The sequence below is a fragment of the Streptomyces sp. NPDC049837 genome (assembly GCF_040674455.1).
Taxonomy (GTDB): Bacteria; Actinomycetota; Actinomycetes; order Streptomycetales; family Streptomycetaceae; genus Streptomyces.
In genome coordinates this window covers 369,931-382,111 of sequence record NZ_JBFAMP010000001.1, presented here as the reverse complement: position 1 = coordinate 382,111, position 12,181 = coordinate 369,931, and the positions used below count along the sequence as shown (strand labels likewise).

The 12,181-nt window shown below is 74.1% G+C and carries 13 protein-coding genes; 7 read left to right on the top strand and 6 right to left on the bottom strand.

The features are described from left to right. Nucleotides 1-331 precede the first annotated feature (331 nt). Nucleotides 332-1,978: a SpoIIE family protein phosphatase gene (locus tag AB0J57_RS01770; RefSeq protein WP_366125913.1), complete on the top strand. Its 1,647-nt coding sequence runs from the start codon at nt 332-334 to the stop codon at nt 1,976-1,978. Nucleotides 1,979-1,993: 15 nt separating this feature from the next. Here AB0J57_RS01770 and AB0J57_RS01765 read toward each other — a convergent pair whose 3' ends face one another. Further along, entirely contained in the window at nt 1,994-3,004 is a 1,011-nt protein-coding gene (locus tag AB0J57_RS01765) for a 2-dehydropantoate 2-reductase N-terminal domain-containing protein (protein ID WP_366125912.1), read from the bottom strand. An 83-nt stretch (nt 3,005-3,087) separates the two neighbouring features. Between AB0J57_RS01765 and AB0J57_RS01760 the strand changes: the two genes are divergently transcribed. Next, nucleotides 3,088-3,732: a class I SAM-dependent methyltransferase gene (locus AB0J57_RS01760; protein ID WP_366125911.1), complete on the top strand. Its 645-nt coding sequence runs from the start codon at nt 3,088-3,090 to the stop codon at nt 3,730-3,732. Between the two features lie 10 nt (nt 3,733-3,742). Here the strand turns inward: AB0J57_RS01760 and AB0J57_RS01755 are convergent, their stop codons facing one another. After that, complete coding sequence (locus AB0J57_RS01755; RefSeq protein ID WP_366125910.1) at nt 3,743-4,234, bottom strand: hypothetical protein; 492 nt, start codon at nt 4,232-4,234, stop codon at nt 3,743-3,745. A 61-nt stretch (nt 4,235-4,295) separates the two neighbouring features. On the opposite strand from AB0J57_RS01755, the gene AB0J57_RS01750 reads away from it, so the two are divergent. Continuing rightward, nucleotides 4,296-4,838, top strand: coding sequence for a GNAT family N-acetyltransferase (locus AB0J57_RS01750; protein WP_366125909.1), 543 nt, complete (start codon nt 4,296-4,298; stop codon nt 4,836-4,838). A 52-nt stretch (nt 4,839-4,890) separates the two neighbouring features. Here the strand turns inward: AB0J57_RS01750 and AB0J57_RS01745 are convergent, their stop codons facing one another. Both AB0J57_RS01745 and AB0J57_RS01740 read right to left on the bottom strand, forming a co-directional pair. Beyond that, complete coding sequence (locus AB0J57_RS01745) at nt 4,891-6,483, bottom strand: glycerol-3-phosphate dehydrogenase/oxidase (RefSeq protein ID WP_366125908.1); 1,593 nt, start codon at nt 6,481-6,483, stop codon at nt 4,891-4,893. Continuing rightward, nucleotides 6,480-7,088 carry a TetR/AcrR family transcriptional regulator gene (locus tag AB0J57_RS01740; RefSeq protein ID WP_366125907.1) on the bottom strand — a complete coding sequence of 203 codons (609 nt, stop codon included), beginning with the start codon at nt 7,086-7,088 and terminating at the stop codon, nt 6,480-6,482. The genes AB0J57_RS01745 and AB0J57_RS01740 overlap by 4 nt, the downstream gene beginning before the upstream one ends. Nucleotides 7,089-7,162: 74 nt before the next feature. Here AB0J57_RS01740 and AB0J57_RS01735 point away from each other — a divergent pair, with 74 nt between their 5' ends. The 3 genes from AB0J57_RS01735 to AB0J57_RS01725 all read left to right on the top strand — a co-directional run bounded on the left by AB0J57_RS01735 (nt 7,163) and on the right by AB0J57_RS01725 (nt 10,109). Further along, nucleotides 7,163-8,761, top strand: coding sequence for an FAD-binding oxidoreductase (locus tag AB0J57_RS01735; RefSeq protein WP_366125906.1), 1,599 nt, complete (start codon nt 7,163-7,165; stop codon nt 8,759-8,761). A gap of 41 nt (nt 8,762-8,802) precedes the next feature. Then, nucleotides 8,803-9,684, top strand: a complete 882-nt coding sequence (locus AB0J57_RS01730; RefSeq protein ID WP_366125905.1) for a diacylglycerol kinase family protein — start codon at nt 8,803-8,805, stop codon at nt 9,682-9,684. A gap of 71 nt (nt 9,685-9,755) precedes the next feature. Continuing rightward, nucleotides 9,756-10,109 carry a DUF1801 domain-containing protein gene (locus AB0J57_RS01725; protein ID WP_366125904.1) on the top strand — a complete coding sequence of 118 codons (354 nt, stop codon included), beginning with the start codon at nt 9,756-9,758 and terminating at the stop codon, nt 10,107-10,109. Nucleotides 10,110-10,152: 43 nt separating this feature from the next. Here AB0J57_RS01725 and AB0J57_RS01720 read toward each other — a convergent pair whose 3' ends face one another. Both AB0J57_RS01720 and AB0J57_RS01715 read right to left on the bottom strand, forming a co-directional pair. Then, complete coding sequence (locus AB0J57_RS01720) at nt 10,153-10,665, bottom strand: hypothetical protein (protein WP_366125903.1); 513 nt, start codon at nt 10,663-10,665, stop codon at nt 10,153-10,155. Between the two features lie 113 nt (nt 10,666-10,778). Then, a complete protein-coding gene (locus AB0J57_RS01715; protein WP_366125902.1) occupies nt 10,779-11,675 on the bottom strand; it encodes a GNAT family N-acetyltransferase in 897 nt (298 codons plus the stop codon). 253 nt (nt 11,676-11,928) lie between these two features. Here AB0J57_RS01715 and AB0J57_RS01710 point away from each other — a divergent pair, with 253 nt between their 5' ends. Beyond that, nucleotides 11,929-12,156: a hypothetical protein gene (locus tag AB0J57_RS01710; RefSeq protein WP_366125901.1), complete on the top strand. Its 228-nt coding sequence runs from the start codon at nt 11,929-11,931 to the stop codon at nt 12,154-12,156. Nucleotides 12,157-12,181: the final 25 nt, after the last annotated feature.

The following is a 12,181-nucleotide window of genomic DNA, read 5'->3' as shown; positions in this document are numbered from 1 at the left end:
GAGTGTGTAGGGGGCGAACGCACGATGTCAGACGCGAAAACGGCCGGGAAAGAGGGGAAACCCTTGCCCCTCGCGTCCTGCGGCACGAGGGTTCGTGGTGCGGCGTGCGAACCGGCCCGTCGCGGGACCGCGGACGGGGCGGTGTGCCCGGCACGGTGGACCTCGTTCTGCCCCACCCGCCACTATGGGGGCGGATCAGGTGCACGCAGTCCCTCTCCGCCGAGGTTGTCGCCGGGAGGCGCCATGCGCCGGAGCACGGACGGACGGGGCGGAGGGAACGAGCGTGGGCGCGTGGGACGGGACCGGGCGGAGCGGTACGGAGGATGCCCGCGTGCTGGAACAGTTGACCGCGGCCGCCTACCTGGTCAACGACCAGGGGATCATCGTGCGGGTGAACGCGGGTGTCACGCGCATGCTGGGCTGGCGCCCCGAGGAGCTCATCGGCCGTGACAGCCACGACGCACTGCACCGGGACGCCCACGGACACACCGCCCCACGGGCGCAATGTCCCATGATGCAAGCCTTTGTCGGGGTACGCACCGGTCAGGGCGAACGCGGGTGGTTCGTGCACCGGGGCGGGCACGTCGTGGCGTCGTCCTGGCTGGTCACCCCATGCCTGATCGGCGACGAGAAGGGCGCGCTGGTGATCCTCCACGAACCGCCGCCGGACGCCACGCCGCGCGCCACCACCGCGACCACGACGCTCGACGAACTGGACCGGCTCACCCTGCTCGCCGAGACCACCACGCGCCTGACCTCCACCCTCGACACGGACGAGGCACTGCGCCGGCTGGTGCGGCTGCTGGTTCCCCGGCTGGCGGACTGGGCGGTCGTGGACCTCGTCACCGAGAGCCGCGACGTCCGGCGCAGCGCCGTCGTCACGCACCAGGACGGCGTCCTCGTACACCGCGAGGACCTCCAAGGGCCGCTCCCGCCCGTGCCCGAGGACTCGCCGATGCCCCTCTCCCGGGCCCTGCGCGGCGCGGCCTCCGCCCTCGCCGGTCCCGGGACGTACCAGGCGCCTCCCGACTCGGGGATCGCCGTGGAGCAGCGGAGGCTGTTCGCCGCCACGGGCATCCGGTCGGCGGCCATCGCGCCCATCCGCGGCCTGCGGGAAGTGCTCGGGGCGCTGACCCTGGGCCGCTCCGCGCACAGCGCGCCCTTCACGGACGCCGACCTCTCCCTGCTGGAGGACATCACCCGCCGCGCCGGCCTGGCCCTGGACAGAGCCCGCCTGTACCAACGACAGCGGCGCGTCGCCGAGACGATGCAGCGGCACCTGCTGCCCCAACTGCCCCGGGTGCCCGGCCTGGAGATGACCGCCCGTTACGTGGCGGCACCGCACGCCTCCCACGTCGGCGGCGACTGGTACGACGCGTTCACCCTCAAGGACGGCGCGACCGCGCTCGTCATCGGCGACGTGGTGGGGCACGACCTCGACGCCGCCGCGGGCATGGCCCAACTGCGCAACATGCTGCGGGCGTTCGCCTGGTCCCAGGAGGCGTCCCCGAGCCGGATCGTCGAGCAACTGGACCACGCCGCCGAGCACATCAGCGAGGCGTCCACCGCGACCCTCGTCCTCGGCCGCCTGGAAAAGGCCGGTGACGGGGCATGGCGCCTCGCCTGGACCAACGCCGGACACCTCCCGCCGCTCCTGGTCAGCCCCGACGGACGGACCCGCTTCCTCGAAGAGGGCCACGGACTGCTGCTGGGCACCAGGGTCCGGGTGCCGCGCACCGACGCCACCGCGACCCTGCCGCCCGGCAGTACGCTGCTCCTCCACACCGACGGGCTCGTCGAATCCCGCCGACGGCCCATCGACGCAGGCCTCGACGACCTGCGCGAACACGCCGCCGACCTGGCCCGCCGTCCCCTCGACGCGTTCTGCGACCAACTGCTGGAACGCGTACGTCCCACCGACAACGACGACGACGTCGCGGTACTGGCCCTGCGTATCCCGGGCGGAGGGAGCCGGTGACGCGCGTCCGCCCGGCTAGCCGACGCCGGCGCGGGCGGCCGCCTCGTCCGCGAGGGCGGTGAGGTCCTCGACGGACATCGCACCCGGCGGCAGACCCTTGCGCGCGAAGATGTTGGCGGCGTGCCGCAGCACGTCGTTGACCGGGGTCGGCACCCCGTGCAGCCGTCCCAGCAGCGAGATCTCGCCGTTGAGGTAGTCCGCCTCGATGGAGCCCGTACCCCGGGCCAGGCTCTGCCAGGACGACCCGCCCCGCACGCCCGCCGGCTGGTCCACCTTGCCGTCACGCGCTTCCGCCTGCTCCGCCGCGGAGGCGTACGCGATGCCCGCCGCCGCGAACGCCGCCTCCGCCTCCCGGATCGCCCGCCGCAGCAGCGCCGCCTTCGCCGGAGCCGGCTCGGGCCCGGTCGTGGCCTGGATCGCGTTGCCGAGGTTGCCGAGCAGCTTCGCGTACTTCCAGCGCATCACGTCCTCGACGACCGGCGCGCCGAAGCCCGACGCGGCCAGATCGGCGGCCACCTTCCGGGCCGTGGAGTCGCTGCCGCCGGCCGCGAGCCCGATGTGCAGGATGCCGGTCAGCGGCGCGCACAGGGCGGACACGGTGCCCGGGCGCAGGAACGTCGAGGGCAGCCAGACGCACACGCCGTACACCCGGGCGAACCGGCGCAGCGCGAGCCGTTCGCTCTCCACCCCGTTCTGGAGGCAGAACACCGGAAGGCGCTGCGCCGCCGTGCCGCCGCCCGCCACCTCCGCGTCGCCCCACGCGTCGAGCGCCTCGATGGCGTGCTGGGTCTTCACCGCGAGCAGCAGGACGTCGTCCGGGCGCAGTGGGCCCAGCTCCGCCGGGCCGGTCGCGACCGGAAGCCGGTGGACCCTCGTGCCCTCCGCCGTGCCGAGCCGCAGTCCGTCCGCCCGCAGGGCCTCCGCGTGCGCGCCCCGCGCGACCAGGACGACCTCGTGACCGGCCTGGGCGAGCCGCCCGCCGATGGTGGCGCCGACCGCGCCCGCGCCGATGATGATGTACCGCATGGACCGAGCCTCGCACACCGCCCCGGCCGCCCACTGGCCCGGGCACCGGTGCCGCCGGTACGGTGCGCCGCGGAGGTGGTGAAGTGAACCAGGCGCCACGGCCCCGGGGCGTGTCCGCCGCCGAGGTCTTCGACGCGGTGGGGGCACGCTACGAGGAGGTCTTCGCCGACGTACCCGGCCAACTCGCCGCACTGGACTGGCTCTCCGGCCGCCTCGCGCCCGGCGCCCGCGTGCTGGACGTGGGCAGCGGCACCGGCCGCCCCACGGCCGACGTGCTGACCCGGGCGGGCTTCGACGTCACCGGCATCGACGTGTCGGCCGAAATGGTCGCGCTCGCCCGGCAGCGGGTGCCCGCGGCCCGTTTCGAACAGGCCGACGTCCGCACCTACCGGCCGCCCGGGGGAGCGTACGACGCGGTGTGCGCCTTCTTCCCCCTGCTGGTGATGGACCAGCCCGAGGTGGCGGAGTCACTCAGCCGGACGGCCTCCTGGGTCGCCCCCGGCGGCGCCTTCGCGATGGCCACCGTGCCCGGCGACATCCGGGGGCTGGACATCGTCTGGATGGGCCACCCGGTCACCGTCAGCAGCCTGGCCACCGAGGACCAACTACGGGTGCTGGAGGAGGCCGGGCTGGAGATCCTGCACCACCACACCGCCCTCTACCGCCCGCACGGACCGGACGCGCAACCCGAGGAACACCTCTACGTCCACGCCCAACGCCCCCTCTGAGCCGGGGGCGTCAGCCGGCCCCGTCCAGCGCGGCGAGCAGGGCCCGCGCCTCGGCGTGCGCACGGGGCACGTCGACGTCGTCGCACACCACCTCCAGGCCGGTCGAGGTCATGTCCGGCCTCCCGGCGAACGCGAAGTACGACTGGTACGCGAAATACGCGCGCAGGTCGTCGGCCGGGTCGCGGCCGACCCACAGGGTGGCGAACCGCCGCTCCTCCACCTGTCCGGCGGCCATCGTCCGCGTACGGCTCTCACCGAGGTGGAACTCGCGCTCGTAGGGCTCGGGCGCCGGCGGCAGGGCGAGCACCGCCCGCGCGAACTCCCGGGCGTGCCCGGCGTCGTCGAAGGGCAGCAGCTCCGTGAAGACCGGCAGTCCGGCCAGCAGCAGCCACCGTCGCGGCCGGCCCGCCTCCGCCGGCTCGTGGGCGACGGACAGGACCGACACGCCCTTCTCCGCCGGGTCGTGCCGCCACGCGTACGTGAAGACCTGCTCGAAGCGCATGCCGCGTCCCGTTCCTCGTATCCCGTTGCGGTGACCCCCGCCGCGAAACAATCATGCGGTCATGGAGCGACCGAGTGGGATCATCGAGTGCGGAGACTTCGCCCTGCGACGCTGGCGGGCACGGGACGACTTCGCTGCGGCGCTCACGCTGATCGAGGAGTCTGTGGACCACCTGCGCCCGTGGATGCCGTGGGTCGCCCGGCACGGCGAGAGCAGCACCCGGGACTTCCTGGCGAAGTCCGAGTCGAAGTGGGCGAGCGGCGAGGCTTACAACTACGCCATCACCAAAGACGGCACGCCCATCGGCATGTGCCAGACCTACCGCGTGACCGAACCGCGGGGATGGAGGCTGGGGTACTGGCTGCACCCCGCCGCCACCGGCCAGGGCATCGCCACGAGAGCGACGGCGGCCATGGTCGCCGAGATGTTCGCCCTGCCGGACGTGGAGTACCTGGAAATCACCCACGACATGGCCAACATCTCCAGCGGCGCCATTCCGCGCCGGTTGGGGTTCAGCGAAGTCCGGCGGGAGCGGGCAGCACCACCCGCGGCTCCCTCAGGCAGCGGCATCGAGGTGGTCTGGCGCCTGAACCGTCCCGCATGACATGGCGCGACCGTTTCGGCTCCTGTTCCGTCGGCACCCGTCGGGGCGTCCTCTAAGGCGCGCCCGGCCCGACCCTCCCGTCCTCCCGGCGCAGCGCCTCCCGGGCCGTGTCCAGGGCCGCTTCCCGGTCGTGCGGCACCACGCCGATGCGGGTGCGGCGGTCGAGGAGGTCGGCCTCGTCGAGGGCGCCCTCGTGGCGTACCGCCCACACGAGTTCGGCCACGGTGACCGGGTGGCCCGGGACGACGGGGCGGGCCAGCGCCGGGTCCGCGAGGCCGAGGGCGTGCACGGCCGGGGCCTCGGTGCCGTAGCGGCGGACCAGCCGCCGGGGGGCGTCCAGGGCGGCGAGGGCGCTCCGGGAGGCCGCGCCGACCAGGGGCAGGGTGGCCGTGCGGCAGGGCCCCGCCGGCAGGCCGCGGGCGGAGACGGCGGCGTCCAGGGCGTCCTGGGCCATGCGCCGGTAGGTGGTGAGCTTGCCGCCCACCACGGTCACCACCCCGTCGCGGGAGGTCAGCACGGCGTGCTTGCGGGAGATGTCGGCCGTGCGGGAGCTGCCCGACGGGCCGGACGTGTCGAGGAGCGGCCGCAGCCCGGCGAAGGCGCCGATCACATCGTCGCGGCCCAGCGACACGTCGAGGGCGGAGCCGAGGACGTCGAGCAGGAACCCGATGTCCGTCTCCGGCACTTCGGGCACGTCCGGAATGTCGCCGTCGACCGGCTCGTCCGTCAGCCCCACGTACACCCGCCCGTCGCCCTGCGGCAGGACCAGCACGAAACGGTTGGCCTCGCCCGGGATGGGGATGTGGAGGCCCGCGGTGAGCGAGCCGAGGTCCTCGGAGCGCAGCACCAGGTGGGTGCCCCGGGAGGGCCGCAGCCGGATGTCGTCGGTCAGGCCGCCGGCCCAGACCCCGGTGGCGTTGATGACCGCGCGGGCCCTGATCCGCGTCTCCTCGCCGGTGAGTTCGTCCCGCACCAGCGCGCCGCCGCCGTCGAGGGACAACGCGCGCGTGCGGGTCAGGACGCGCGCGCCGTGCGCGGCGGCGGTGCGGGCGACGGCGGTCACCAGCCGCGCGTCGTCGCTGAGCCGGCCGTCCCAGGAGAGCAGCCCCCCGCGCAGCCCGGTGGAGCGCAGCACGGGCGCCATGTGCCGGGTCTCCACCGGGGACAGGGCACGCGGCGCCGGCAGGGTGGAGCGCGACGTACGCGCCGAGGCGCGCAGCAGGTCCCCGGCCCGGAGGCCCGCCCGGGCCAGCGCCGCCTGCGACCGCGAGACCAGGGGTGTGAGCGGCAGGACGAACGGCTGGGCGCCCACCAGGTGCGGGGCGGTCCGCTCCATGAGGATGCCCCGTTCCACGGCGCTCTCGTGGGCGACGTCCAACTGCCCCGAGGCCAGGTAGCGCAGGCCGCCGTGGATGAGTTTGGAGCTCCACCGGGACGTGCCGAAGGCCAGGTCGTGGGCGTCGACCGCCGCGACCGTCAGGCCACGGGAGGCGGCGTCGAGCGCGGCGCCCGCGCCGGTGGCCCCGAGGCCGACGACCAGGACGTCCACCTGTGCGCCGTCGGCGAGTTCGGCCAGCTCGCGGCGGCGGCGCGCGGCGCTCAGGGACGACGAGGCACGTGTGGCCGGGGTACGGGGGTGGCTCATGGGGCGAGGGTCCTTTCCAGGAGGGTCCGCAGCTCACCGAGGAAGGCCGCTTCGTCCAGCTCGGGGTCGGACTCGTCGGTCATGGTGCGCAGCGAGAGCGTGAAGGACTGGACGACCAGCAGCACGGACCGGGCCTGGAGGACGAGGTGTGCCGGGCGGACGGAACCGTCGGCGTGCCCTTCCTCCAGCGCGCCGGTGATGAGGCCCAGCAACGCGTCCTGGCTCGCGCCGCGCCGGTCCAGCACGTAGGGCAGCAGGAGCTCGGGGTCCACGTCGAGGATCTTGTGGAAGAGCGGGTGCGCGCGGAACGCCGCGACTCCGGCGACCAGCCCGTCGACCAGCCTGTGCCGGGCCGGGGCGGCAGGTTCGCGCTCGGGCATGGCCGACACCGCCAGGGCGACCCACTCACGGGTCATCACGTCCCCGACGAGGGTCCGCACATCGGGCCACCGGCGGTAGAGCGTCATACGGGAGACCCCGGCGCGGCGGGCCACGTCGGTCAGCGTCGTACGGCGGACTCCGACGGCGAGCACGCAGTCACGGGCCGCGTCGAGGACGGTTTCGACGGTCTCCCCGTCCGAATGGTTGTGACGAATGGGCGTCATCTGTCACAGTGTACCGCCAGTGCGGGCCACCGAGCACGCCACGATCCCGAACCGACGGTGAGGAAACCGACCCCGTGGACATGTTGTGGAGCGGCTGGGGCGACCCGGCCAAGGCGGCACCCCTGCCCGACACCGTGATCGGCCTGCTGCGCGACCTGCTCGGCGTCACCCCCCGTACCCAGGGCCCCGCCTCCCTGGAGGACATCGCCGTCCCCGAGTCCCCGCTCACCGACGAGGCGCACCGCGCCCTCGCCGGAACCCTCGGCGACCCCGCCCACCTGCGGACCGACGCCGAGACCCGCATCCGCCACACCCGCGGCAAGTCGACCCCCGACCTGCTGCGCATCCGCGCCGGCGAGGTCGACGACATCCCCGCCGCCGTCCTGCTGCCCGGCAGCCACGACGAGGTCCTCGCCGTGCTCCGCGTGTGCGCCGAACACCAGGTGGCGGCCGTCCCGTTCGGCGGCGGGACCTCCGTCGTCGGCGGCCTCGCCCCCGAACGCTCCACCTTCGTCGCCCTGGACCTCCGGCGCATGGACGCCCTGCTCGGCCTGGACGAGGTCTCCCGCACCGCGACCCTCCAGCCCGGACTGCGCGCCCCCCGCGCCGAAGCCCTGCTCAACGAACGCGGCTTCACGCTCGGCCACTTCCCCCAGTCCTACGAATGGGCCACCATCGGAGGCTTCGCCGCCGCCCGCTCCAGCGGCCAGGCGTCCGCGGGCTACGGCCGGTTCGACGAGATGGTGCTGGGCGTCACCGTCGCCACCCCCGAAGGCACCTGGGAGGCCGGCCGCGCGCCCCGCTCGGCGGCCGGCCCGGACCTGCGCCAGCTCGTGCTCGGCTCCGAGGGCGCACTCGGCGTGATCACCTCGGTGACCGTGCGGATCCGCCCCCTGCCCGAGAAGCGCCTCTACGAAGGCTGGCGCTTCGCCTCCTTCGAGGCCGGCGCCGCCGCCCTGCGCACACTCGCCCAGGACGGCCCGCGCCCCACCGTCCTGCGCCTGTCGGACGAGACCGAGACGTTCATCGGCCTCGCCCACCCCGACCGCATCGGCAGCACCGGCGCCACGGAAGCGGCCGGCTGCATGGCGGTCGTCGGGTACGAGGGAACGGCCGCCGACACCGAGCAGTGCCGGGCCGGCGTCCACAAGGTCCTCCTCGCCCAGGGCGGCGAGTGCGTCGGCACCGAGCCGGGGGACCGCTGGGCCCACGGCCGCTACAACGCCCCCTACCTCCGCGACGCCCTCCTCGACGCCGGCGCCTTCGCCGAAACCCTGGAAACGGCCGCCTTCTGGTCCGCGCTGCCCGAGCTGTACCAGGGCGTACGCCAGGCGCTCACCACCACCCTCACCGACGCGGGCACGCCGCCGCTGGTCATGTGCCACATCTCGCACGTGTACGAGAACGGCGCCTCCCTGTACTTCACGGTGGTCTCCGCCCAGGGCGAGGACCCCGTCGCGCACTGGGCGCCGGCCAAACACGCCGCCAACGAGGCGATCCTGGCCGCCGGAGGCACCATCAGCCACCACCACGGCGTGGGAAGCGACCACCGCGACTGGTACGCACGGGAGGCCGGGCCCCTCGGCGTCCGCGTCCTCCAGGCCGTCAAGGCGGAGCTCGACCCGGCGGGAGTGCTCAATCCCGGCATCCTCGTCCCCGTCCGTCACCCCTGACCCGCCCGTTCCCCATCGGCCTGCCCTACGGAGGCGCCCACATGCGACAGTTCACCGCCGTCGTCAACCCGGCCGCGGGAAGTTCCAGCGGCACGGCGGCCCTGCTGCCCGTGGCCCGGCTCCTCCGGGAGGCGGGAGCCGGCCTGGACACCCGCTACAGCCGCAGCCTCGACCACGCCCGCGAGCTGACGCGCCAGGCGGCCGAACGGGGACACACCGTGCTCGCGGTCGGCGGTGACGGCATGGCCGGCGCCGTCGGCGGCGTCCTCAGCGGCACCGGCGCGGTCCTCGGCCTCGTACCGTCCGGTCGCGGCAACGACTTCGCCAGGGCGCTCGATCTGCCCACCGACCCACCGGCGCTGGCGGAGCTGCTGCTGCACGCCACCCCACGCGCCGTCGACACCATCGAGGTGGAATCCGCCGCGCACCCCAGGACCTCGGTGCTCGGCAGCGTGTACGCCGGGGTCGACGCGGTGGCCAACCGGTACGCCAACCGGTCCCGGCTGCTGCGCGGCGCCGCCTCCTACTACGCGGGCGGGGCACGCGCCGTGGCCGGCTGGCGGCCGGCGACGTACCGCATCACCGTCGACGGCATCCTCCACGAACGCCGCGGCTACACGGTCGTCGCCGCCAACTCCGGCTTCTACGGCTTCGGCCGCCGCATCGCGCCGGACGCCCGCGTCGACGACGGCCTGCTCGACGTCGTCGTCATCCAGCACGCCCCGAAGCGGCTGTTCTTCGCGATGATGAACGAGCTCAAGACCGGCGCCCACCTGCGGCGCCCGCAGGTCGAGGTCCTCCGCGGCAAGGAGATCCGCATCGAGGCCGACCGCGATCTGCCCTACGGCGCCGACGGCGAGGTCGACGCGACACTCCCGGTCACCGCACGGGTGCGTCCGGGCGCGCTGAACGTACTGTGCTGAACGTACTGCGCTGACCGGCGCCGCTCCTCAGCCGCGCCCGGCGTGGCCGAAGAGCGGTGAAAGGCAGCACCGTGGCAGAGCACTTCGCATCCGTGGACGACTACATCGCCTCGTTCCCCGAGGACGTCCGGACCGTCCTCGAACAGCTCCGGCGGACGATCCACGAGGCCGCGCCCGAGGGCGTGGCGGAGAAGATCAGTTACGGGATTCCGGCGGTCACGCTCGACCGCCGGAACCTCGTGTACTTCGCCGGCTGGAAACAGCACGTCAGCGTCTACCCCGTCCCCGAGGGCGACGACGCCTTCCAGCGGGCCATCGAGCCCTACCGGTCGGGCAAGGGCACCCTGAAGTTCCCACTGGACGCGCCCGTTCCGTACGAGCTCGTCGCGCGCGTGGTGCGGCACCTCGTGGCGGAACGCCCGTAGGCTCCCCCCGCAGGGGCATGCCGAACGCCCCGTCAGGCGCGGGTCACCGGGACGAGACGCCCGCCACGGCGTCCCGCCAGTACTCGGCGACGCTCGGCTCCGCCCGCGCGTCCGCGCCCCGCACCGGTGCCGTGAGGTCGGCCGCCCGGTGGGGGCGGATGCCCGACAGGAGACCGTGCTCGTTGTCCTCGTTGTGCCAGGAGGTGGTGACGAACACGTACTTCCCGCCCGGCTCCAGCGCCGGCTCGTCCACCGGCTGGGTGAGCGTGACCGTGCCGGTGAGGTGTCCCTTGAAGACGTGGCCCACCCGCACCGCGTACAGCCGGGAAGGGATCTCGGCGATGGTCCGCCGCCCGGTCTCGCGCACGACGGTGCCGTGGAAGACGTCATCGGCCCTGCTCGCCGCGGAACGCGCCTCGTCGGGCCCGTACGGAACGCTGACGGCCCCGGCGGGGGGTGCGGAAGGGGCGGTGAGGTGCCGGAAGCCCAGGTAACCGCCGACGGCCACCACCGCGGTGACGACGGCGGCCAGGCAGACGAGGAGAGGTTTCTTCATGGTCCCTCGCTGCCCAGCCGTGCGGCGGGCCACCCGCGCCCGGGCACTAGTCGTACTGATCGGCCCCGCATGTGGGTGACCGCCCGGGAGGGACGCCCCGGGCGGCCCAACCGTCAGCCCCGTACGCCGGGGACCAGGTTGACGCGCTCCCGGACCACGGGATACCCCGCCCTGGCGAAGTTCACGGCCATCGGTGCGTTCCCCTGGTCCGTGGCACCGGCGACGAACTCGGCGCCCCGCTCGACGAGGAAGTGGGTGCACTCCGCCAGCAGGTCGTACGCGTAACCCCGCCCGCGCTGCTCCGGCACGACCCCGATGAAGCCGACGCAGGGCCCCGACGGATTGTGCGCGGGGATGTGGATGCCGGCCAGGTCACCGTCCGGCGTGTACGCCACCTGCCACCACTCGCGCGGCGACGGGCACCAGCGGAAGAAGTCCAGCTCCTCCTGCGCCGCCTGGTCCAGCCCGCCCTCCTCGATCGCGCGCAGCGCGTGGGCGTCCAGCGTCACCGAGTGGACGCGGCGCAGCGCGTCGAAGAACACGGCGTCGTCCGGCTCCGCCGCGAACCTCAGGCGGCCCGGCCGGCCGGGCCGCCCGCGGTCCGGTGTCCAGCGGTACATGAACCGCTCGACCAGCACCTCGTAACCGGCCGCCCGCGCGGCCCGCAGCCGGGTCTCGCCCGCCGCCCGCGTGACGGGGTCGTCGCGCCAGCCCGCCGGGAGGTTGAGCTCCAGTTCGACCTGGTGCGGCGCGGTGCGCAGCAGGTGGGCGCCCGCCTCTTCCTCGCCCTCGGCGACGTCGAACCAGTTGATGTTGACGGGGGCGTCGTCGTCGGGGCCGCCCCACCAGGCGCCCCGGGCGACGACTTCGCCGTCGCGGAGCGCCACCCGCTTCCACTCGGGCCGGTGCGCGGTGCGCGCGTGCGTCGCACGGGCGCCGAGAGGGTCGGGCAGGGTGTCGAAGAGATGGGCGTCGCTCGTGTCGAGTACGCGAATGACCGTATCGGTCATGGGAGTTGTCCTCCGGAAGCATGCGGGATGAAGCGCTCCCGGTCAGGCCAAGGACGCCGGGGGAACGGAACGGGAGCGCGGGAAACGTGACTGGTGCACGGCACTCGCCTCCCTTCCGCTGTCGTGGGCGTCACCGCACACAGTAGGCGGCCCGGCGAACGACCGTCCACCGCTTTGTTCTCCACTTACCACCCGTTGCACCGGACGGGCGACGGGGACGGTGACCCGGCAGGGGAGGGATCGTTGGCCGGGCATGCCACGTACAACGAAGCGCGCCCTCGCCACGCTCGCCCTGACCGGAGCCGCCATGGCGGTCTGCGGCAACGCTCACGCCGAATCCCTCAACGGAGGACTGATCGACAGGGTCCGGCTCGGAGTCGACGGCCGGCTCGGGCAACACGTCCTGGACGAGGCCGTCCACGCGGTCGACCTCGTCCAGTCCAAGGCGTCGATCCAGCCGTCCGGCCCGGGCGGGCGCTGAGGCCAGGGGTCCGGGGGCTCAGGGG

Excerpts from the sequence above, each read along its gene's own strand:
- AB0J57_RS01765 (WP_366125912.1), bottom strand. The coding sequence starts at position 3,004 with ATGCGGTACATCATCATCGGCGCGGGCGCGGTCGGCGCCACCATCGGC.
- AB0J57_RS01755 (WP_366125910.1), bottom strand. The coding sequence starts at position 4,234 with ATGCGCTTCGAGCAGGTCTTCACGTACGCGTGGCGGCACGACCCGGCG.
- AB0J57_RS01750 (WP_366125909.1), top strand. The coding sequence starts at position 4,296 with ATGGAGCGACCGAGTGGGATCATCGAGTGCGGAGACTTCGCCCTGCGA.
- AB0J57_RS01745 (WP_366125908.1), bottom strand. The coding sequence starts at position 6,483 with ATGAGCCACCCCCGTACCCCGGCCACACGTGCCTCGTCGTCCCTGAGC.
- AB0J57_RS01740 (WP_366125907.1), bottom strand. The coding sequence starts at position 7,088 with ATGACGCCCATTCGTCACAACCATTCGGACGGGGAGACCGTCGAAACC.
- AB0J57_RS01730 (WP_366125905.1), top strand. The coding sequence starts at position 8,803 with ATGCGACAGTTCACCGCCGTCGTCAACCCGGCCGCGGGAAGTTCCAGC.
- AB0J57_RS01720 (WP_366125903.1), bottom strand. The coding sequence starts at position 10,665 with ATGAAGAAACCTCTCCTCGTCTGCCTGGCCGCCGTCGTCACCGCGGTG.
- AB0J57_RS01715 (WP_366125902.1), bottom strand. The coding sequence starts at position 11,675 with ATGACCGATACGGTCATTCGCGTACTCGACACGAGCGACGCCCATCTC.
- AB0J57_RS01710 (WP_366125901.1), top strand. The coding sequence starts at position 11,929 with ATGCCACGTACAACGAAGCGCGCCCTCGCCACGCTCGCCCTGACCGGA.